Annotated in this window: 21 protein-coding genes; 16 read left to right on the forward strand and 5 right to left on the reverse strand. The window is 69.3% G+C overall.

The genetic code is table 11. The features are described 5' to 3' along the window. Nucleotides 1-63 precede the first annotated feature (63 nt). Nucleotides 64-261 (reverse strand): DUF397 domain-containing protein, encoded by a 198-nt coding sequence (locus AB0O76_RS00420; protein ID WP_365483288.1) that lies wholly within the window; start codon nucleotides 259-261, stop codon nucleotides 64-66. Nucleotides 262-277: 16 nt separating this feature from the next. After that, nucleotides 278-1,129, reverse strand: a complete 852-nt coding sequence (locus AB0O76_RS00425) for a helix-turn-helix transcriptional regulator (RefSeq protein WP_365483291.1) — start codon at nucleotides 1,127-1,129, stop codon at nucleotides 278-280. Between the two features lie 241 nt (nucleotides 1,130-1,370). On the opposite strand from AB0O76_RS00425, the gene AB0O76_RS00430 reads away from it, so the two are divergent. Beyond that, entirely contained in the window at nucleotides 1,371-1,841 is a 471-nt protein-coding gene (locus AB0O76_RS00430; protein ID WP_365483294.1) for an ATP-binding protein, read from the forward strand. On the opposite strand, the gene AB0O76_RS00435 is transcribed toward AB0O76_RS00430, so the two are convergent. Continuing rightward, the gene (locus AB0O76_RS00435; RefSeq protein ID WP_365483297.1) at nucleotides 1,763-2,764 is read right to left on the reverse strand and encodes a LysR substrate-binding domain-containing protein; all 1,002 of its coding nucleotides are present in this window, start codon (nucleotides 2,762-2,764) and stop codon (nucleotides 1,763-1,765) included. The genes AB0O76_RS00430 and AB0O76_RS00435 overlap by 79 nt on opposite strands. A 50-nt stretch (nucleotides 2,765-2,814) precedes the next feature. Here AB0O76_RS00435 and AB0O76_RS00440 point away from each other — a divergent pair, with 50 nt between their 5' ends. The 6 genes from AB0O76_RS00440 (at nucleotide 2,815) to AB0O76_RS00465 (ending at nucleotide 7,969) form a co-directional block, all read left to right on the forward strand. After that, complete coding sequence (locus tag AB0O76_RS00440) at nucleotides 2,815-3,417, forward strand: alpha/beta hydrolase (protein ID WP_365483300.1); 603 nt, start codon at nucleotides 2,815-2,817, stop codon at nucleotides 3,415-3,417. 9 nt (nucleotides 3,418-3,426) lie between these two features. After that, on the forward strand, nucleotides 3,427-3,681 hold the full coding sequence (locus AB0O76_RS00445) for a CopG family transcriptional regulator (RefSeq protein WP_365483303.1): 255 nt from the start codon (nucleotides 3,427-3,429) through the stop codon (nucleotides 3,679-3,681). Beyond that, the gene (locus AB0O76_RS00450) at nucleotides 3,678-4,112 is read left to right on the forward strand and encodes a PIN domain-containing protein (RefSeq protein WP_365483306.1); all 435 of its coding nucleotides are present in this window, start codon (nucleotides 3,678-3,680) and stop codon (nucleotides 4,110-4,112) included. Before AB0O76_RS00445 ends, AB0O76_RS00450 begins: the two co-directional genes overlap by 4 nt. A 134-nt stretch (nucleotides 4,113-4,246) precedes the next feature. After that, nucleotides 4,247-5,140 carry a hypothetical protein gene (locus AB0O76_RS00455; protein ID WP_365483309.1) on the forward strand — a complete coding sequence of 298 codons (894 nt, stop codon included), beginning with the start codon at nucleotides 4,247-4,249 and terminating at the stop codon, nucleotides 5,138-5,140. A 190-nt stretch (nucleotides 5,141-5,330) separates the two neighbouring features. Continuing rightward, nucleotides 5,331-6,671, forward strand: coding sequence for a nitrate/nitrite transporter (locus AB0O76_RS00460; RefSeq protein WP_365483312.1), 1,341 nt, complete (start codon nucleotides 5,331-5,333; stop codon nucleotides 6,669-6,671). A 158-nt stretch (nucleotides 6,672-6,829) separates the two neighbouring features. Continuing rightward, complete coding sequence (locus AB0O76_RS00465) at nucleotides 6,830-7,969, forward strand: uroporphyrinogen-III synthase (protein WP_365483315.1); 1,140 nt, start codon at nucleotides 6,830-6,832, stop codon at nucleotides 7,967-7,969. Here AB0O76_RS00465 and AB0O76_RS00470 read toward each other — a convergent pair. Further along, on the reverse strand, nucleotides 7,921-8,154 hold the full coding sequence (locus tag AB0O76_RS00470; protein WP_365483317.1) for an anthrone oxygenase family protein: 234 nt from the start codon (nucleotides 8,152-8,154) through the stop codon (nucleotides 7,921-7,923). The genes AB0O76_RS00465 and AB0O76_RS00470 overlap by 49 nt on opposite strands. A 2-nt stretch (nucleotides 8,155-8,156) precedes the next feature. After that, nucleotides 8,157-8,495: a hypothetical protein gene (locus AB0O76_RS00475; RefSeq protein ID WP_365483320.1), complete on the reverse strand. Its 339-nt coding sequence runs from the start codon at nucleotides 8,493-8,495 to the stop codon at nucleotides 8,157-8,159. 166 nt (nucleotides 8,496-8,661) lie between these two features. On the opposite strand from AB0O76_RS00475, the gene AB0O76_RS00480 reads away from it, so the two are divergent. From AB0O76_RS00480 to AB0O76_RS00520, 9 genes are all read left to right on the forward strand, one after another. Next, on the forward strand, nucleotides 8,662-9,249 hold the full coding sequence (locus AB0O76_RS00480) for a CGNR zinc finger domain-containing protein (protein ID WP_365483323.1): 588 nt from the start codon (nucleotides 8,662-8,664) through the stop codon (nucleotides 9,247-9,249). 140 nt (nucleotides 9,250-9,389) lie between these two features. Further along, on the forward strand, nucleotides 9,390-9,971 hold the full coding sequence (locus tag AB0O76_RS00485) for a sigma-70 family RNA polymerase sigma factor (RefSeq protein WP_135334888.1): 582 nt from the start codon (nucleotides 9,390-9,392) through the stop codon (nucleotides 9,969-9,971). Then, nucleotides 9,968-10,777, forward strand: a complete 810-nt coding sequence (locus tag AB0O76_RS00490; protein ID WP_365483326.1) for a zf-HC2 domain-containing protein — start codon at nucleotides 9,968-9,970, stop codon at nucleotides 10,775-10,777. The genes AB0O76_RS00485 and AB0O76_RS00490 overlap by 4 nt, the downstream gene beginning before the upstream one ends. A gap of 94 nt (nucleotides 10,778-10,871) precedes the next feature. Further along, on the forward strand, nucleotides 10,872-11,186 hold the full coding sequence (locus AB0O76_RS00495; RefSeq protein ID WP_365483329.1) for a hypothetical protein: 315 nt from the start codon (nucleotides 10,872-10,874) through the stop codon (nucleotides 11,184-11,186). Nucleotides 11,187-11,191: 5 nt separating this feature from the next. After that, nucleotides 11,192-15,586, forward strand: a complete 4,395-nt coding sequence (locus AB0O76_RS00500) for a DUF6531 domain-containing protein (RefSeq protein ID WP_365483332.1) — start codon at nucleotides 11,192-11,194, stop codon at nucleotides 15,584-15,586. A gap of 5 nt (nucleotides 15,587-15,591) precedes the next feature. Next, nucleotides 15,592-16,086: a hypothetical protein gene (locus tag AB0O76_RS00505; protein ID WP_365483335.1), complete on the forward strand. Its 495-nt coding sequence runs from the start codon at nucleotides 15,592-15,594 to the stop codon at nucleotides 16,084-16,086. A 98-nt stretch (nucleotides 16,087-16,184) separates the two neighbouring features. Further along, on the forward strand, nucleotides 16,185-18,617 hold the full coding sequence (locus tag AB0O76_RS00510; protein ID WP_365483338.1) for a UvrD-helicase domain-containing protein: 2,433 nt from the start codon (nucleotides 16,185-16,187) through the stop codon (nucleotides 18,615-18,617). Nucleotides 18,618-19,018: 401 nt separating this feature from the next. After that, a complete protein-coding gene (locus AB0O76_RS00515) occupies nucleotides 19,019-20,452 on the forward strand; it encodes an NAD-dependent malic enzyme (protein ID WP_365483341.1) in 1,434 nt (477 codons plus the stop codon). Nucleotides 20,453-20,748: 296 nt separating this feature from the next. After that, nucleotides 20,749-21,030 (forward strand): HU family DNA-binding protein, encoded by a 282-nt coding sequence (locus AB0O76_RS00520; RefSeq protein WP_030680681.1) that lies wholly within the window; start codon nucleotides 20,749-20,751, stop codon nucleotides 21,028-21,030. The last annotated feature ends 125 nt before the right edge of the window (nucleotides 21,031-21,155 follow it).

Raw genomic sequence — 21,155 nt, forward strand, 5'->3', positions numbered from 1 at the left:
GCTGAGGAGTTCCGTCCCTGGGCTGTACGGCCCTGTGGTGCTCGCCGACGATGGAGATCGGTGTCAACGGCGTTGAGGGGCGGCCTTGAGGGTGCGTATCAGGTTGTGCAGGCGGTCGGGGGTCGTCGTGAGGGTGATGTCGGGGTCGTCGCTCTCGCGGAGGTAGATGCGGCCGTCTGGGGTGGCGGCTATGTAGACGCAGGAGGAGGCCTCGGAACTGTAGGAGGACTTCTGCCAGGCGAGTGCGTGCGGGGCGGGCATGAGGGTTGTGGTCCCTTCAGGCGCGGTGGGCGGTGTGGCGGATGAGGCGGCGAGATTCCTCGGCGGGCAACGCGAGCTTCTCGAGTCGGTCCAAGACGATTGTGTAGCGCTCCAACTGGGCTGCCGCGTCGAGGAATTCACTTCCATGCTCGGTGTCGAGTTGCACTGTGTCGAGTTGGGCAACGGGGCCGTGTGCGTAGTCGACGCCCTGCCCCGAACCGGGGAAAGCCCCCCGCCCGAAAGGGATGACGAGGATCGTGATGTTGTCGCGCTCGCTCATGTCGGCGAGGTGGGAGAGCTGCTCGGACGCGATGTCTGGACCTCCCACGCACATGTGAAGCGCGGCCTCATGGATGAGTGCGGTGTAGGGGAGCGGCTCGTCGCCGTACAGCACCGCCTGCCGCTTGATCCTGTAGGAGAGTCGGTGCTCGATCTCGTGAGGCAGAAGAGATGGGACCGCGTCGCCGAAGAGCGCGCGGGCGTGCTGGGTTGTCTGCAGTAGCCCAGGGATGTGGAGCGCTTGGGCCACACGTAGAGCCGAGGCGTGGTGTTCCAGTTCGACGAGGTCGAGCGCGGCGTTCGGGAGCTGCTCCCGGTACTCCTCCCACCAGCCGCGGGTGCGCCCGCCCGTCATGCCGACGAGGGCTACGATCAACGGCTCCTCGGTGCAGGCGTAGTTGCGGGCGATGGTCCGCACGCGGTCGGCGCCCACGGCGTACCGACCTGCCTCGATGTTGCTGATCCGTGACTGGTTGACGCCCAGCAGGGCTGCTGCCTGGACTGTGGAGAGGCCTGCGCGCTCGCGTAGTTTCCGCAGCTCGGCGCCTAGTCGCTGCTGCCGCAGGGTGGGTGACTTGCTGGGCGGCATCGGATTCCCTTCAGGGGCTGGCGGGAGGGGCTGTGTCACTCACAGGAGTGGCGGTGGCCTCCCTTTCTGCTCAGTGATGGAATATAGGCCATTTCTGGGTCTACGGTGAGTCTCACGTCACTCCAACTGCCGTGGCACATAAGCCGGAAGTGCACTGCATGCCCAATAGATCCTTGCGGTACTGCCACCGCTGAATCGCGGCCGTCGAGTGAGCCAAGTCCCGCCCTCCTAGGAGGTACTCATGGTCACCGTAGCCCCACCCCAAGGCTGGTCCTACGCGCTTCATCTGCCCCACGATCCCCGTGCCCCACGCGTCGCCCGTATGACCCTGCGGGCCGCGCTCACCGGGCACGGGATGAGTGAACTGCTCGACGTGGCCGAGCTCTTGACGTCCGAGATGGTGACCAACGCCTATCGGCATACGAAAGGGCCCGCCTCACTGCGGTTGCGGTCCGTGCGGGCCGGGCGGCTTCGTGTGGGGGTGTGGGACAGCAGCCCGCACATTCCCGCTCCCTTCGACAAGCCCCCTGGGGTCTTCGAGGTTCCTGTACCGCCGACCGACTCTGATGGTGGGCGTGGGCTCTTCCTCGTACGGCAGTGTGCTGATGCTTGGGGCGGGTGGCCGCTCGGAGATCAACTCTTCGGCAGTGGGGGGAAGTTGTTGTGGTTCGAGGTGGGGGTGGGGGCGGAGTGCGCGGGAGCTGTCGCATGAAGGGTGGCTGTCGCCTGCATCAGGTGGGTCAGCGTTGCCGTCAGTACGGGGTCCTGCTCCGCGCCCGAGCGGATCGCCGCGAAGACATGGCGCACCGGGGGTTCGCCCTCGGGGGTGCGGAGTGCCAGGCCGGGGCGGTGCAGTGGCTGGACCAGGCGGGGGATCAGGGCCACTCCCGCGCCTGCCTCCACCAGTGCCGCCAGGGACTGCCAGTCGTTCACCGCGTGGCGGATCTCCGGGGTGAAGCCTCCCGCCGCGCAGACCGAACGCGTCACCGCGCCGCAGCAGCTTCGGGCGTCGCCGACTATCCAGGGGTCGGTGGCCAGTTCGCGCAGGGGGATGCGGGGGAGGTGCGCCAGGCGGTGCGTGGTGGGCAGGGCGATGTCCAGGGTGTCGGTCAGCAGGTCCGTGCGGATGTATCGGCGGTCCGTGAACGGAGGTGCCTCGGCGAAGTCCACCGCCACCGCCAAGTCGACCTCAGCCGCGTCCAGTTGTGAGAACAGGTTGGGCGGTTCGGCTTCTACTACCGAGATGGATACGTCGGGGTGCGTGTCGGAGAGTCGTCGCAGGGCGGCAGGCAGTAGGCCAGAGATCGCGCTGGAGAAGGCCCCGATGGTGATGGCGCCGCGTCGGCCCTGGCCCCACGCCGCGAGCTCGGATCGCGCGCGCTCCAACTGTGCCGCTATGGCGTCCGCGTGCTGGAGCACCACCCGTGCCTGGCCCGTGAGTCTGACGCCGCGGCCCTGGCGCTCGATCAGGGGTACGCCCAATTCGCGGGAGAGGGCGGCCAGTTGCTGCGAGACCGCCGAGGGCGTCAGGTGCAGTGCCTCCGCGGTCTTCGCCAGGCTGCCCCTGCGGTCAAGCTCGCGCAGGGCGCCGAGCCGGCGCAGGTCCATCGTGAAGGTTCCGCTTACCTGTTCCATCCAGAAACATTAACTGGACCTGGTGAGTCGATGCGTCGACGATCGCCGTTATGACTCCGACCTCCTCGCGCTCCTCCTTTCTGATCCTCCACGGGTGGCAGAACCACCGGCCCGAAGGGCATTGGCAGCGGTGGCTTGCCGGTGAACTCACCGGTCGTGGTGCTCGCGTGAGCTATCCGCAGCTTCCGGATGCCGATGACCCGGATCTTGAGGTGTGGCTGGGGCGCCTTCAGGCTCTTTTCGGCGGTGAGCAGGTCGTCGTTTGTCACAGTCTTGGGGTTCTGTTGTGGCTGCACGCCGTGGCGCGTGGCGGCGTCCGGGCCGAGCGGGTGCTGCTGGTCGCGCCGCCCTCCGGCGACGTGCTTGAGCAGTACGAGGAAGTCGCGGGCTTCGCGCGGCCCCGCGCCACCGCCGCGCAGGTGGCGAGCGCTGCCGGTGTGACCCGGCTCGTGGCCGCCGATGACGATCCCTACTGTCCCGGTGGTGCCGCCGAGCGGTACGGCGTGCCGCTCGGGCTCGACACCGATGTCGTACCGGGTGGTGGGCACCTGGATCTGGACGCGGGGTACGGGGCTTGGCCGTCGGTTCTGGGTTGGTGCATCGACCCCGCCGTGCGGATATCCGCGCGGACAGGCAACATATGCCGGGGGTAGCATATGTGTATGACGATGAAGCGGACCATGGTCTACGCCGACGCCGAGGACATGACCGTCATCAAGGAAGCGGCCACCGAGCGCGGTATAAGCGAGGCCGAGATCATCCGTGAGGCGCTCCATCTCGCGGCGCTGAGATACCGGCGCCGGGCGAAGCCACTGGGGCTGCGCCGGTTCGACAGCGGGGATCCGGCGCTCGCGGACCGCGCCGACTCCATCGTGCGGGAGTCGATGGGACAGGGTTCACTGGGGGCCGAGGGTTGATCCTCATCGCGGACACGTCGGGGATCCTCGCCGCGTTCGACACCGCGCATCCGTCCAGCGACCGGGCGTATCAGGCCATGGAAGAGGCAGGGCTCACGGTCTTCTCACCGCTTGTCCTGGCCGAGCTGGATCACGTGGGGCGGCGCGAGCTCGGACCTGCGCGGACGCGCGGCATGCTGGAGGACATCGTTGGCGCCGCCGATCGTGGTGACTTCGCGATCGCCGAGACCGGGCCGTCCGTGCTGCTGCGGGCGCAGCGGGTCCAGGCGCGGTACGCAGCGCTCTCGCTCGATCTCGCGGACGCGGTGAATGTGGCTTTGGCGGAGGAGTACGAGACGGACGCCGTCCTCACCCTCGATCGCCGGGACTTTCGTGCGGTCCTGCCCTTGACGGAGCACAAAGCGTTCCGGGTGCTGCCGGACGATCTGTAGGCATCCAGGCGGCGGCCGACACGGTGGGTCTTGTGCCCCCGATGCCGCGTGGTGGATGTTGGGGTAGGGCGGGGGCAGGGGGCCTCCGCTGGGCTCTGTTCAGGGGCCGGACAGCGAGGGGGACCCGTACCGATATGAGCCAGCCTCCCGGTCAGCCGCCGCAGGACGGTTTCGGCCCCCCGCAGGAGCCCCAGCCGCCCGTACCGGGGTCGCCCCCCGGTCCTTACGGTGCCCCACCGCCTCCGCCGCAGCAGCCGGATGCCCAGAACCCTTACGCGGGGGCGCCCGCCCAGCCGCCGTACGGCCAGCCCTCGCAGAGCGGCCCCTACGCCCAGCCCCCGCAGGAGCCCTACGCCCAGCCCCCGCAGGGCGGCCCCTACGGGCAGCAACCGCAGCCCTTCGGCCTGCCTGACCCCCAGTACGCCAACTACCCGCCGCCCCCGCCTCCCGGCGGCCCCGCCAACGGCAAGAAGCTCGGCGTCATCATCGGCTCCGTCGTCGTGGTCGCCGCCCTCGTCGGCGGCGGGATCTTCTTCGCCACCAGCGGTGACGGCGACGACGGCGACCAGAAGCCCAAGGCCGAGAAGAGTGTCTCCGCCAGCCCCTCGGAGCCGGCCGAATCGGCGGAGCCCTCCGAGGACCCGGCAACGGAAGACCCCGCCACCGAGGAGCCCACCGAAGACCCCGCCACCGAAGACCCCCTCGAAGAAGAAGAGCCGACCCGGCCCGCCGGGGACACCGGCTTCGAGGGGCAGTGGCAGAACGACGAGAACAAGACGCTCACCATCGGCGCCAAGCTCACCTCCGGCGAGGGCAAGGGCAAGAACTCGGTGTCGTACATCGATGCCGGCGGCAAGGGCCTGTGCATGGGGCTCGGCCAGGCGCAGGGCACCGGCTTCCGTATCGCGCTCAAGTGCGGGACCGGCGACGACGCCAAGTTCATCGCCGCGAACCTCACGCAGGCCGACGACGAGGTGACGATGAAGTGGGACAAGGGCGGGACCGACGTCCTGCCCTGGGTCGGCTGACCCAGGCCTCACATCGAGACACATCCAGACACAGGCAGACACAGGCTCCCCGCGAAAGCCCCCTCACCGCCCACCCCACCCCCACGTGAGAGCAACGTTCCCCGCCGGTCACCGCATGGCACAGGGCTGAAACCCGGTCTCCCTACCTTCGAGGCCATCAGCCCTAGCTGTGGAGATGCGGAGGCCTGTCATGTCATGGATTCAGCGGTGGGACCCGGAGGACGACACGTTCTGGGAGGAGGAAGGGGAGCGGGTCGCCCGGCGGAATCTGGTGTTCTCGATCCTCTCCGAGCACATCGGCTTCTCCATCTGGACCCTGTGGTCCGTGATGGTGCTCTTCATGGGGCCCGAGTACGGGATCGACCCCGCCGGGAAGTTCTTCCTCGTGTCGATGGCCACCCTCGTGGGGGCCGTGGTGCGCGTCCCGTACACCTTCGCCGTCGCCCGCTTCGGCGGGCGCAACTGGACGATCATCGCGGCCAGCGCGCTCCTCGTCCCGACGACAGCCGCCTTCATCGTCATGGAGCCCGGTACCTCCTACACCACCTTCATGGTGTGTGCGCTGCTCACCGGCGTCGGCGGCGGCAACTTCGCCTCCAGCATGACCAACATCAACTCCTTCTTCCCCCTGAGGAAGAAGGGGTGGGCTCTGGGGCTCAATGCCGGCGGCGGCAACATCGGCGTGCCCGTCGTGCAGCTCGCCGCGCTCGCCGTCATCGGAGCCAACGGCGGACCGCGCGTGCTGCTCGGGATCTACATCCCCTTCATTCTCGTCTCCGCCGTCTGCGCCGCCCTCTTCATGGACAATCTCGCGACCGTGAAGAACGACACCGGGGCAGCAAAGGAAGCCGTACGCGATCCGCACACCTGGATCATGTCCTTTCTCTACATCGGGACCTTCGGGTCGTTCATCGGGTACAGCTTCGCCTTCGGGCTCGTGCTGCAGACCCAGTTCGGGCGTACGCCTCTGCAGGCCGCGTCCATCACCTTCATCGGGCCGCTGCTCGGCTCGCTGATCCGGCCGCTGGGCGGCTGGCTCGCCGACAAGTACGGCGGTGCCCGCATCACCCTGTGGAACTTCGTCGGCATGGGCGCGGCCACCGGCGTCATCGTCATCGCCTCCATGCAGGAATCCCTCGCCCTCTTCACCGGCGCGTTCATCGCGCTCTTCGTGCTCACGGGGCTCGGGAACGGGTCCACGTACAAGATGATCCCCGGCATTTTTCAGGCCAAGGCCCTCCAGAAGGGGCTTGAGGGGGAAGCAGCCGCTGCTTACGGGCGGCGGCTCTCCGGGGCCTCGATGGGGCTCATCGGAGCCGTCGGCGCGCTCGGCGGGCTCGGGATCAACCTCGCCTTCCGGCAGTCCTTCCAAGCGGTCGGGTCGGGGACGGGGGCCTTCGTCGCCTTCCTGGTCTTCTACGCGGCGTGCTTCTGCGTCACCTGGGCCGTATACCTTCGCCGCGCCGCTGCCCCCGAGGCGGCCGAGCAGCACGCCGAGGCGAAGCCCCAGCTCACGTACGCGGAAGTCTGAGCGAAGCCCGGCCGTAGCCTGGCGTAACACGTACGACATCGTGGTGATCCGGGGTTGTCACGGGCCCTTGGCAGTCTCGTTCAACCCCGGACCGGATACGAAGCGGCTCCGGAGCACGGAGCACCACACCATGCGGTACTAGCGGGACGAGAGCAGCCATGCACGCGAGCCAGCAGAACGGCCCCCTCGCCGGATTCACCGTCGGCGTCACCGCCGCCCGGCGCGCCGACGAGCTCGGCGCGCTGCTCCAGCGGCGCGGCGCCACCGTCCTGCACGCGCCGGCGCTGCGCATCGTCCCGCTCGCAGACGACAGCGAGCTCCTCACCGCCACCAAGGAGTTGATCGACCACGCTCCCGATGTCGTGGTCGCCACCACCGCCATCGGGTTCCGGGGGTGGGTCGAGGCGGCCGACGGGTGGGGCTTCGGCGATGCGCTGCTCCAGTGTTTGCGGGGCGTCGAACTGCTTGCCCGCGGGCCCAAGGTCAAAGGCGCCATCCGTGCCGCCGGGCTCACGGAGGAGTGGTCGCCCTCGTCCGAGTCCATGGCGGAGGTGCTCGACCGGCTGCTCGGCGAAGGCGTCGACGGGCGGCGCATCGCGCTCCAGCTGCACGGCGAACCGTTGCCCGGCTTCGTGGAGTCCCTGCGGGCCGGGGGAGCGGACGTCGTCGTGGTGCCCGTCTACCGGTGGATGCCGCCGGAGGACCTCGGGCCCGTCGACCGGCTGCTCGACGCCACCGTCGCCCGCGGTGTCGACGCCCTGACCTTCACCAGCGCGCCCGCCGCCGCGTCCCTGCTCGCCCGCGCCGAGGAGCGTGGCATGTCCATCGAGCTCTTCGCCGCCCTCCAGCACGACGTGCTGCCCGCCTGCGTCGGCCCGGTCACCGCACTGCCGTTGCAGGCGCGCGGGGTGGACACCGTGCAGCCCGAACGCTTCCGGCTCGGCCCCCTCGTACAGATCCTGTGCCAGGAACTGCCTTCCCGCGCCCGTACGTTGCCCATCGCGGGGCACCGCATAGAGATCCGCGGCCATGCCGTCCTGGTCGACGACGAGCTGCGTCCGGTGCCGCCGGCCGGCATGTCGCTGCTGCGGGCGCTGTCCCGCCGCCCGGGGTGGGTGGTCGGCCGCGCCGAACTCCTTCGCGCGCTGCCCGGTGCCGGGCGCGACGAGCACGCGGTGGAGACGGCGATGGCCAGGCTGCGCACGGCGCTCGGCGCCCCGAAGCTGGTCCAGACGGTCGTCAAGCGGGGCTACCGGCTGGCGCTGGATCCGGCTGCCGGGTCCAAGTACGCCGACTGACGGGCCCTGTTGTCCCGGCCGAAGAGCACCAGCGCCCGCGCGAGCAGGCCGATCGCGACGGTGGAGACCAGCGTCCGCACGACGTTCCAGGCCAGCCACGCGTCCTCGAACTTCTCGCGCACCGCGGCCGGATCGGCGATCTTCGCCGGATCGCCCGCGTCCGCGAGCTCGTCGTTCAACGGCACGTTCACGACCGACGTGACCGCGAAGGCACGAGGTAGAGGACGAGCGCCGCGAGGACCCACCGGAACGCGCTCGTGCCGCGCAGCTGCCACGCGGAGACCGCCGTGAAGAGCAGCGCCCCCATGAAGCTCGCGAAGAACACCGGATTGTTGAACGCGTCGTTCATGTTCTGCATAACTTCGATGAAGACGCGGTCGTCGCTGCGTCCGAGGCCGGGCATGACGCCGCAGGAGAAGATGTAGAAGGTTCCGGAGATCAGGCCCATCGTGACGATGGCGGCCCCGAGAACGGCCCCGGCGGCGCCCTGTCCCAGATTGTTCGTCTCACGACTTTTGTCTTTCATGGGATCAAGTCAACCGGCCGGGCAGCCGCCCGGCCATCGCCACGAAGCGCACCCCCATAAGCGGGCGTCTCACCCCGCGCCCGGTGGCAGGGGTTCCGTGCCCGCCCTGGGCGAGGCACTGTAGGGGGAGCACTCACCGGTAACCCCACAAGGCGGTGACAGGCGCATGGCGTTGGGCATGGACCCGGCCACCTACGAGCTGCGATTCGACTCCGGGCGGAGCTGTCTGGATCTCGTGGCGACGACCCATCCGACGGAGCGGCTCGACTCGGTGGACCGGCTGCGCGCCTGGCTCGCGGGCGCCGGGCTCGTCCCCGACCGTACGGCGCTGCCGGGCGCGGGCCCCGGCTGGCTCATCGCGTTCCGTGAACTGCGGGGAAACATCGGGCAGTTGGTACGCGGAGAACTGGAAGGGCGGTCCGCCGACGGCGCGCTCGCCCGGGTCAACGCGTTCGCCGCGGCGGCCCCGCCGTCCGCCCGCGCGATCCGGCGCCCCGACGGCTCCCTCGCCCGCGTCCTGAACGGTGACCCGGGCTGCGCGGCACTCCTCGCGGCGGTCGCACGCGACACCGTCGACCTGCTCACCGATCCCGCGGCGCGCGCCCTGCTCCGCCAGTGCGAGGGCGACAACTGCCCCATCGTGTACCTGGACACATCACGCGGGCGCCGCCGCCGCTGGTGTTCCAGCGAGGTGTGCGGCAACCGCGAGCGGGTGGCCAGACACCGGCGCCGCGCGGCACTCGCGCGGGCGTGATCGGAAGAGCTTCGCGAGAGCTTCGCAAGGCGTGATCAGAAAAGTTCGTGACGCGGTTGAACACCTGCCCCGCTTCACACGTACATCCCGGGTGAGCCAGTCAAGACGAGCCCGACGAAGTGCGGACACCGGAGGCAGACGTGCGCAAGGATTCCGCCGTGGCCGATGAGCGCCCGCAGGGACGACCGCACCGACATCGCCTGGTCCAACGTGGCGGACCCGACGAGGAGTTGATGCGCGCGCTCTACCGCGAGCACGCGGGTCCACTTCTCGCCTATGTGCTCCGACTTGTGGCAGGAGACCGGCAGCGCGCCGAAGATGTCGTACAGGAAACGCTCATACGTGCCTGGAAGAACGCCGGTCAGCTCAACCGAGCGACCGGTTCGGTACGCCCCTGGCTGGTGACGGTCGCCCGGCGCATCGTCATCGATGGCCACCGCAGCCGGCAGGCCCGGCCGCAGGAGGTCGATCCCTCACCGCTGGAGGTCATCCCCGCGGAGGACGAGATCGATAAGGCGCTGTGGCTGATGACTCTCTCGGACGCGCTCGAGGACCTGACTCCCGCACACCGGGAGGTACTTGTCGAGACCTACTTCAAAGGGCGTACGGTCAATGAGGCGGCTGAGACGCTGGGTATACCCAGTGGAACGGTGCGTTCGCGGGTGTTCTACGCGCTGCGCTCGATGAAGCTTGCGCTGGAGGAGCGGGGGGTGACGGCATGAACGAGTTCCCGTACGAGTCGGCAGGCGGGCACGGCGCTCCCGATGTGCACGAGACCGTCGGTGCCTACGCCCTCGGCATCCTGGACGACGCGGAGGCGACCGCCTTCGAGGCGCATCTCGCGGGCTGCGAGTTCTGCGCGCGCCAGCTGGAGGAGCTCTCCGGCATGGAGCCGATGCTGGCCGCGCTCGCCGACTTCCCCGGCGCCCGCGGCGTACGCCCCGTGCCGGAGATCGGCGAACAGCTCGCCGCCCGGCCGAGCCCGCGCCTCGCGGACCGGCTCGTGGACGAGGTCGCGGTCAAGCGCGAGCAGAAGCGCAGGCGCGGCTTCTACCTGGTGGCGGCCGCCGCGGCGCTGATCATCGGCGGTCCGCTCACGGTCCTGGCGGTGAGCGACGACGGCGGCGGTACGAAGGACGTGGCGGGCGATCCGCACCCCACGAGCCCCGCCGAGGACGCCTTCTTCAACCACATGGACGACAAGATCAAGGCCACCGATCCGACGACCAAGGTCAGCGCCACGGTCGGCACGGAGAAGAAGGCCTGGGGCACGCACGCCGTCCTTGAGCTGAAGAACGTGAAGGGCCCGCTCAAGTGCTCGCTGGTCGCGGTCGGCAAGAACGGCGAGAAGGAGACGGTCACCTCCTGGTCCGTCCCGAAGTGGGGCTACGGCATCGAGGACAGCTCGAACAAGTGGGCGCGCAATCCGCTGTACGTCCACGGCGGCGCCGCGATGGACCGGAACGACATCGACCACTTCGAGGTGACCACCTTCGACGGCAAGCGTCTGGTGGAGGTGGACGCGTAGTCGGCTGCCTCCCACCCGAAGAAGTGGACGAGTACCACGGGCGCGGGCGATGATCTCCGTTGAAGTATCAGCAAGTGAACGGGGGCGGGTGGCCATGAGCGACCTGGGCAAGGATTCGGAGTCGATAGCGAAGGCGGCGCCGCTGCTGCGCAAGGCGCCGCATCACATCGCCAAGCCGTTGAGTGATTTCAAGGCGGCGTCGCACGATCTGTCGGCGCTGGGCGCGCTGGGTGCGCTGATGAGCGCGACGGATGATGTGCGCGAGGGCATGGACACCCTGTCCAAGCTGGCGAAGGACCTGGTCGGTGAGTGGCACGGCGAGGCGAAGCTGATGACGGACCTGTCCGAGGCCTTCGATGTGCTGGACCTCATGATCGAGGCTGCCACGCGCGGCAAGAAGCAGGGCTGAGCCCCGTGGTCGACCTCAACCCTTTGCACTACATCAACAAGTTCAACCACATGGCCGGCGACAGCATGGCCAGCATGATGGAGTTCCTGGGGATCTCCGACCCGGCGGTGGACCCGGACGGTGTGCGGGAGATCGCCAAGAAGTGGCGGGCCCTGGCCAAGGCGATCGATGCCACGGTGAAGGAGGCCGAGCATGCGCTGAAGGACATGACCTGGGAGGGCGAGACCGCCAGGGCCTTCACCAAGCGGGCCGGGAAGACCCGCACGCAGGCGTCGACGATGGCGGACTCGCTGCGGGACGGCGCGGACGCGCTGGACACGTTCGCGGACGAGGCGCACGAGCTGCTGACCGAGCTCAACGTCATCATCCTCGAGATCATCGAGGTCGAGATGGCGGGTCTGGCGCTGTCGGTCCTGACGGGCGGCGCCAGCGCGGTGGTCGGCAGCCTGGCGGCGGGCGCGCGGTTCGCGAAGGCGATGGCGTTGATCGGCCGGATCGAGCGCGCGGGCACGGCGATGGGGCGCACGATCCGGGCGGTGCTCGAAGTCATCCGCGGTCTGTCGCGGGCGCTGAAGGCGCTCAAGGACATCAAGTCGATCGCGAAGGTCGGCAAGCTGGCCGGGCAGGGCGCCAAGTACGCGGCGCTGGATGCCCTGTTGCAGGACCCGGCCACCTTCAAGGACCCGGGCAAGCTGGCCGAGACGCTGGCGCTGGGAGCCGCGCTCGGGGTGGGCATCGGCGGCCTGGGCAAACTCCTCGGCAAGGGCCTGGGCAAGCTCAAGCCCAAGGACCTGGCCAAGCTGCGCAGCGCCATGAAGCTGAACTGTTCGTCGCTGGCGCGGTTGCAGGCGCGGCCGGGGTGGGACAAGCTGCCGGCCTCGGTGCAGAACGCGCTCAAGAAGTTCGTCCGCGACCCCATCGACGTGGCGACCGGGGACATGGCGCTGTCGCGCACGGATGCCGAGTTGCCGGGTGTGCTGCCGCTGATTCTGGAGCGCACACACATCTCCTGCTACCGGTACGGGGGTTGGTTCGGTCCGTCGTGGGCCTCCACGCTCGACCAGCGCGTCCAGGTGGATGCCGAGGGCGTGGTGTTCGTGGCCGAGGACGGTTCGCGGCTGTGCTTCCCGCTGCCCGATCCGGAGGCCAGTGGGGCGGGCGGGCCGGTGCGTGCGGAGACGCCGGGCTCGCGGCTGACGCTGGCGTGGGACGACGAGGTTGACGGCGCGCTGCGGGTGAGTGATCCCGACACCGGCCACATACGCGTCTTCCACAGCCCCGTGCCCGCCGCCGAAGGCGAGGCGGTGGACCTGCCGCTGCAGTATGTGCAGGACCGCAACGGCAACCGCGTCACCCTCCGATACGACGCGGAGGTGGGCGACCTGCCCCGCGCGGTCGTCCACTCCGGCGGCTACCACATCGCGCTCGACCGCCACGAGACGCTCGACCGCATCACGGGGTTGCGCCTCCTCGACCCGGCCGCCCCGAACGAGCCCGGCACAACCCTGATCACCTTCGGCTACGACGAGGCCGGGAACCTGGTGGAGGAGTTCAACTCCTCGGACCTGCCGATGCGTTACACCTACGACGCGGACGGCCGGATCACCTCGTGGACCGACCGCAACGACACCACGTACTGGTACGTCTACGACGAGCAGGGCCGGGTGATCGCGACCGGCGGCACCGGCGACGCGCTCGCCTCGACGCTCGACTACGAGGACGCCACACGCACCACGCGGGTGACGGACTCCCTCGGACACGTCCGCGTCTACGAGCACAACGAGTCGTACCGCCTCATCCGCGAGACCGACCCGCTCGGCCACGTCACGCTGCAGGAGTGGGACGAAGAACTCCAACTCACCGCGAAGGTCGACGCGTTGGGGAACACGCAGCGGTACACGTACGACGAACACGGGCGCGTGACGCGCGTGCTGCGCCCCGATGGCAGTCACCTCGCCTACGAGTACGACGAGTCGGGTCTTCCCACGCTGGTGACCGAGCCGGACGGATCGCGCTGGGCCAGGGAGTACGACGCGTCCGGCAATTTCGTGAGCGCCACCGACCCCGCCGGCCGCACCACGCGCTTCTCCTACGACGGGACCGGCGGTCTCACGGCGGTCACCGACGCCCTCGGGCACAGCACACGCATCCGCAACGACAAGGCGGGTCTGCCCATTGAGGTGACGGACCCGCTGGGCGCGGTGAGCACCTACGAACGCGACGCGTTCGGCCGACTCGCCGTGCTGACGGACCCTTCGGGTGCGCAGACCCGGACGGAGTGGACCGTCGCCGGTCTGCCCGCCCGCCGTATCGCCGCGGACGGTTCGGAGGAGACCTGGTCCTACGACAGCGAGGACAACTGCACGCGGCACACGGACGCGAACGGCGGTGTCTCGCGCTTCGAGTACGGATACTTCGACCTCATGTCGGCACGCATCGATGTCGATGGCGTGCGCCACGAGTTCAGCCACGACACCGAACTCAGGCTCACCACGGTCACCAACCCCCAGGGACTGACGTGGAATTACGCGTACGACGCCGGGGGACGCCTGGTCGAGGAGTCGGACTTCGACGGGCATGTGCAGCGCTACGCGCATGACGGGGCAGGCCGGTTGACGCGGCGCACGACTCAGCTCGGCGAGACTGTCCGCTACTGTCGCGACGCGCTCGGACAGGTCACACGGAAGGACGTCGCAGGGCAGATCACGGACTTCTCGTACGACGTGGCGGGCCGCATGCTGCGCGCGGCCGCGCCGGACGCGGTGGTCGAGTGGCTCTGGGACGAGCACGGCCTGCTGCGCTCGGAGACGATCGCCTCGGGCACATCCCCGAGCCGGGAGCTGAGCCACACCTACGACGAGCTCGGCCGCCGCACGGGCCGCAGGACGCCCTCCGGTGCGGTGAGCACCTGGGCGTACGACGCGGCGGGGCGCCGCACCGAGCTGGTGACGGCCGGGCGGAGCCTGCGCTTCGAGCACGATGCGGCAGGCCACGAGACCGCCCGCCACATAGGTGACCATCTCACCCTCACTCACGCGTACGACGGCCTGGGCCGCCTGCGGACCCAGACCCTCGCGGGCCCCCAAGGGCACCGGATTCAGGAACGCGCGTACCGGTACCGCGTGGACGGCTGTCTGACGGGTGTCGAGGAACTGGCCGGTGGCGCACGGAACTTCGAACTCGACGAGGCCGGACGCGTCACGGGAGTCCGGGCCCCGGAGTGGCGCGAGACGTATGCGTACGACATGGCAGGCAATCAGACGGAGGCCTCCTGGCCGGCGGCCCACCCCGACGCGGAGGCACAGGGCCGGCGCGAGTACGCCGGAACGAGGGTCCTGCGAGCAGGTGCCGTCCGGTACGAGCACGACGCCGCGGGCCGCATCGTGCTGCGCCAGAAGACGCGCCTCTCCCGTAAGCCCGACACCTGGCGGTACGTCTGGGACGCGGAGGACCGGCTCACCTCGGTCATCACGCCGGACGGGACACAGTGGCGCTACACGTACGACCCGCTGGGGCGCCGCATCGCCAAGGAGCGGATCGCGGAAGACGGCACGACCGTGGCCGAACGCGTCGACTTCGTCTGGGACGGCACCACCGTTTGCGAGCAGACCACCCGTGGTGGTCGGCTGCCCGGCGAGGTCACGCTCACCTGGGACCACGGGGACGAGGCAGAGCGTCCGCTGACCCAGACCGAGCGGATATCCGTGACACCCGTCGATGACGCCGCTCAGGAGGAGGTCGACACCCGCTTCTACGCCATCGTCACCGACCTCGTCGGCACCCCGACGGAACTCGTGGACGAGGACGGCGAGGTCGCCTGGCGCATGCGCTCCACCTTGTGGGGCGCGACCGCCTGGGCGGCCGACAGCGTCACGTACACACCACTCCGCTTTCCCGGCCAGTACTTCGACCCCGAGTCCGGCCTGCACTACAACTATTTCCGCTACTACGCCCCGGAGATAGCCCGCTACCTCACGCCGGACCCGCTCGGCCTGGACCCCGCGCCCAATGCGGCCACGTATGTCGGCAACCCGCACACCTGGAGCGATCCGCTCGGCCTGGCCCCGTACAAGATCCACGCTTCCGTGGCGTACCGGGACTGGGGGAACAAGGGAGCGCATATCCACATCGGCGACAACGAGGTGCAGATCTTCCCCAACGACAAGGGAGGAATCAGCGCCAAGCCGATCCGGCTCTCCAAGGGAACAGCCAGCGAAAAGGAAGTGCAGAAGGTCCTGGACGAGATCCACTCGAACAGAAGCCTCCGCGACGACATCATCGCCAAGGCGTCGTCGGCACGTGACAGCATGAACCGCGGAGAGTACGGGACAGCCAAGAACAGGGCGGCGGAGATCCACTTCATCATCAAGGCCCTGGAGAAAATGAACAAGGCAGAGTGAGCTTGATGACCGACATCGATTTCTACGTGTCCGCGGTGACGCGGAACCGGGTGCTCGACACTCCACTCGGCACGCCACCGGAGGCCTGGGAGGCGGCACTTGGCGGGGACTTCCTGGACGACGTGCACAAGAAGGACATGCGCCGGGACTACGCACTCGTCGAGCTCGCCTTCATCAGGAGCGGCGGCCACTGGCAATCCGTGACGGCATCGATCCAGGTCCACCGCCTGGCCCGCGGCATCCAAGGAATCGTCCCGGCACCGCTGGAGCAGGCCTACGGTCCTTTCGCGCCCCGCACCCGCTTTGACGCGTTCCACGATGCGCTGCGCGAGCAGGGCGGGAACCTCGAGGAAGTCAAGGACCCCTCACTGGGCGGATTCCGGTACTTTCGCGAGACCACGACCAGGGCCGACATCTACGTGGTCGACGAACCCCCGAGCGAGGAATTCGAAGCCGGCACTCTCTGGTCCGTCATCCTGTCGCAGACGGACTCGCCCTGATCGTGATCGTCGCGTAGGAGAAGTGCACATCGGGGCCCCTTTTCGCGTACGGTAGACGGCTGCTCGACAGAGCAGCTGCACGCAGGAAAGGGGCCTCGGTGGCCGACGTACGCGACCGCGAGATCAGCGTCGAACAGGAACATCTCGACCAGGTCTACCGGCGTCTCGAGGAGAAGATCCACGAGGCCGAGTTCCTGATGAACGACGCTGCCAAGCGCTCCCAGGTCGGCACGCCGGGCGCGCTGGCCGAGCGGGACGCGCAGGTCTTCCGCGCGGGCGTCCATCTCAACCGGCTCAACAACGAGTTCGAGGACTTCCTCTTCGGGCGCATCGACCTGCTGCTCGGCAAGGACGGCAAGAAGGGCCCGGACGGCGCGTACACATCGGTCGAGCCCGCCGAGGACGCGGTCTCGGCGAACAACACCGCCGAGATCGCCGAGACCCTGCACATCGGCCGCATCGGCGTCCTGGACGCGGACTACTCCCCGCTCGTCATCGACTGGCGGGCCCCGGCCGCCGCGCCGTTCTACCGCTCGACGCCGGTCGACCCGGGCCGTGTCGTACGCCGTCGGGTCATCCGCTCCAAGGGCCGCGAGGTCCTCGGCGTCGAGGACGACCTGATGCGCCCCGAGCTCAAGGCGACCCTGAACGGCAATGAGCTGCCCGTCATCGGCGACGGCGCCCTGATGGCTGCGCTCGGCCAGGCCCGCAGCCACACCATGCGGGACATCGTGGCGTCGATCCAGGCCGAGCAGGACATGGTGATCCGCGCGCCCGCCGCGTCGGTGACGTATGTGGAGGGCGGCCCCGGCACCGGCAAGACCGCCGTGGCGCTGCACCGCGCGGCGTACCTCCTCTACCAGGACCGCCGCCGGTACGCGGGCGGCATCCTCATCGTCTCGCCGACCCCGCTGCTCGTGGCGTACACGGAGGGAGTCCTTCCGTCGCTGGGCGAGGAGGGCCAGGTCGCGATCCGCGCGGTGGGCTCCCTGGCCGACGAGTCGGGCGCGGAGGCCACGGTCTACGACTCCCCGGCGGTGGCAAGGGTCAAGGGCTCCTCGCGGATGCTGCACGTTCTGCGGAGGGCGGCGCGAGGGGCACTGGAAGGCACAGCCGCCACCGCTGTGGGCAGGCGTTCCGCAAGGGCGGAACGGGTGGGCACAGCGGACCCGCACACTGCAACGGTGAGCACCCCCACCGAACCGGAGCAGCTCAGCTTCGGCGAGGAGGAAGAGACCGAGCCCAAGGCCCCCGCCGAGACGCCCACCCGCCTCCGAGTCGTCGCCTTCGGCCGCCGCCTGGAGCTGGAGGCCGAGCAACTGACCCGCATCCGCCGCAACGCCCTCGGCGGCACCGCACCCGTCAACCTCCTGCGCCCCCGAGCGAGAAAGCTCCTCCTGGACGCCCTCTGGTCCCAGTCCGGCGCCGCGGGCCGGCACAGCGACCCGGAGCTCGCCGCCGAACTCCGCTCGTCCTTCGACGACGACATCACGTCCGAGGACGACTTCATCCGCTTCCTCGACGCCTGGTGGCCCGAGCTCACCCCGCGCACGGTGCTCTCCGCGATGAGCGACGAGCGGCGCCTCGGCCGCTGGGCCCGCCGCGTCCTGAACCCCGGCGAGGTCCGCAAGGTCGCCCGCTCCCTCAGGCGCGACGCGCTCTCCGTGCACGACGTGGCGCTCCTCGACGAGCTCCAGGCGATTCTCGGTACGCCGCACAGGCCACGTAAGAAGAAGGATCTGGACCCCCTCGACCTGCTCACAGGACTCGACGAGCTGATGCCGCAGCGCGAGGAGTCCCAGCGGGAGCGCGCCGAACGGCTCGCGGCGGAACGCACCGAGTACGCGCACGTCATCGTCGACGAGGCGCAGGACCTCACCCCCATGCAGTGGCGGATGGTGGGCCGCCGCGGCCGGCACGCCACGTGGACGGTCGTCGGCGACCCGGCCCAGTCCTCCTGGTCCGACCCGGACGAGGCGGCCGAGGCCCGTGACGAGGCGCTCGGCACCCGCCCGCGCCGCCGCTTCACGCTCACGGTCAACTACCGCAACCCCGCCGAGATCGCCGAACTCGCCGCCAAGGTCCTCGCCCTCGCGATGCCCGGCTCCGAGTCGCCGTCGGCCGTCCGGTCCACCGGTGTGGAGCCGCGTTTTGCGACGGCGAACAATGGACACAGTGCCGTCGTACGCGACGGAGACCTCGGCAGGTCCGTGCGGGACGAGGCGGCGCGCCTCCTCGACCAGGTCGACGGCACGGTGGGCGTCGTCGTGGCGATGAACAGGCGCGAGCAGGCCGCACGTTGGCTCGCCGGGCTCGGCGAACGGGTGGTCGCGCTCGGCAGTTTGGAGGCCAAGGGTCTGGAGTACGACGCGACGGTCGTCGTCTCGCCGGCGGAGATCGCGGACGAGTCCCCGGCGGGCCTGCGCGTCCTGTACGTGGCGCTGACGCGCGCGACCCAGCAGCTCACGGTCCTGTCGGGCGAGCGCGACGAGCCGGACGCGGACGGGGTGCCGGACCTGCTCCGGGAGTGATCCATCGGTGATCCGTCAGCGATCCGCGAAGGACTTTCCGTGACGGGAATTGCCTTGCGGGGATCGTTTGTTACCGTTGACGTGGCACCGGCCCGATCCAAGCCCCCGGGCCCAACCTTCGTCGCTACGAGCGACCACTTGCCGCGAGGCGAGCATGGCGGGTCGGTGTCATGAACGTAGGAGAGGTCCTCGTCACCCAGTGACGAGGACCTCTTTCCGTTTCCCGCACCCTGTTGCTCCTTCCCCCTACCGGCACTTCGCGACTTCTCGTATGGTGGAAACAAGTTTCCGAAAACCTCGTGAACGAAACGTTCGCAATCCGGGGCGGCTACCACGTACTCAGTGGTAGGTGCGACGATCGGACGGCAAGAGCTACACGGTGAAAGCAGAGGAAGTCGGCCATGGCAACGGCGCCCAGCGTCTCCTACTCGAACACGGTCCGGTTGGAGGTGCCCGCGAGCGGCACCGCGGTCTCCCAGATCACCACGGCCGTCGAGTCCCACGGAGGCTCGGTGACCGGCCTCGATGTCACGGCTTCCGGTCATGAGGCACTCCGGATCGACGTCACGATCGCGGCGACGTCCACGACGCACGCCGACGAGATCGTCGAGCAGCTGCGCACCATCGAGGGCGTGAACGTCGGCAAGGTCTCCGACCGTACGTTCCTGATGCACCTCGGCGGCAAGATCGAGATGGCGTCCAAGCACCCCATCAGGAACCGTGACGACCTCTCCATGATCTACACCCCGGGCGTGGCCCGCGTGTGCATGGCGATCGCCGAGAACCCCGAGGACGCGCGCCGCCTCACCATCAAGCGCAACTCCGTTGCGGTCGTAACGGACGGTTCAGCCGTTCTTGGCCTGGGGAACATCGGCCCGAAAGCCGCGCTCCCCGTCATGGAGGGCAAGGCGGCCCTCTTCAAGCGCTTCGCCGGCATCGACGCCTGGCCGCTCTGCCTGGACACCCAGGACACCGACGCCATCGTCGAGATCGTCAAGGCCATCGCCCCCGGCTTCGCGGGCATCAACCTCGAGGACATCTCGGCGCCGCGCTGCTTCGAGATCGAGGCCCGCCTGCGCGAGGCCCTCGACATCCCCGTCTTCCACGACGACCAGCACGGCACCGCGATCGTCGTGCTCGCCGCGCTGACCAACGCACTTCGCGTGGTCGGCAAGGGAATCGGCGACGTACGCGTCGTCATGTCCGGCGCGGGCGCGGCCGGTACGGCCATCCTCAAGCTGCTCATCGCGGCGGGCGTCAAGCACGCCGTCGTCGCCGACATCCACGGCGTCGTGCACGCCGACCGCGAGGACCTCGTGGACGCCGCGCCGGACTCGCCGCTGCGCTGGATCGCCGACAACACCAACCCCGAGGGCGCCCGCGGCACCCTCAAGGAAGCGGTCGTCGACGCCGACGTCTTCATCGGCGTGTCGGCTCCGAACGTCCTGAACGGCGACGACGTCGCGGCCATGGCCGACGACGCCATCGTGTTCGCGCTCGCGAACCCCGACCCCGAGGTCGAGCCCGCAATCGCCCGCCAGACGGCGGCAGTTGTGGCCACCGGACGCTCGGACTTCCCGAACCAGATCAACAACGTCCTGGTCTTCCCCGGCGTCTTCCGCGGCCTGCTCGACGCCCAGTCGCGCACCGTCAACACGGAGATGATGCTGGCGGCGGCGGGCGCCCTCGCGGACGTCGTCGCCGAGGACGAGCTCAACCCGAACTACATCATCCCCAGCGTCTTCAACGACAAGGTCGCGGGCGCGGTGGCCGATGCCGTGCGCGCGGCGGCGAAGGCCGCGGGCGAGGCTGTGACAGGCGCCACGGCCCAGTAGTACGGCGCGTCGCGGAACGCAGGGCCCTCAAAGGCCCTCTAGGGTGGCGTGGAAGCGCGCCCCCGACTGCCACCTTCCCAGGGGCGGTGAAGCTTTTCCTGTGACCCCCAAGGGCCCCGGATTGGCTTTCCCGCCGCAGGTGGGGGCAGGATGCCTTTCTGGGCGCGAGGGTCTGGACGACGGACCCGGGTCCGGGGCCTGACCGAGGACCCTGGCAGCATCGGCTTCGCTGTGCCCATCATGCGGCCCCGCCGCGTGGCACGCCTCAACGGCAAGAAGAACACGGGAGTACAAACATGAACCGCAGTGAGCTGGTGGCCGCGCTGGCCGACCGCGCCGAGGTGACCCGCAAGGACGCCGACGCCGTGCTGGCGGCGTTCGCCGAGACCGTCGGCGAGATCGTTGCCAAGGGCGACGAGAAGGTCACCATCCCCGGCTTCCTGACCTTCGAGCGCACCCACCGTGCCGCTCGCACCGCCCGGAACCCGCAGACCGGCGAGCCGATCAACATCCCGGCCGGCTTCAGCGTCAAGGTTTCCGCGGGCAGCAAGCTCAAGGAAGCCGCGAAGGGCAAGTAGCCTCAAGCAGCTAGAAGGGGGGGGGGCCCCCAGGGGGTCCCCCCCCACTGGGGGCGGGGCGGGATGTGAGCCGCGGGGGGGCCCCCCCCGCGGCCCCCCCATCGCGCCCAGCAGCACCCGCGGGT

This window comes from Streptomyces sp. NPDC086554 (assembly GCF_040686095.1).
In the GTDB taxonomy this organism is placed as follows: domain Bacteria; phylum Actinomycetota; class Actinomycetes; order Streptomycetales; family Streptomycetaceae; genus Streptomyces.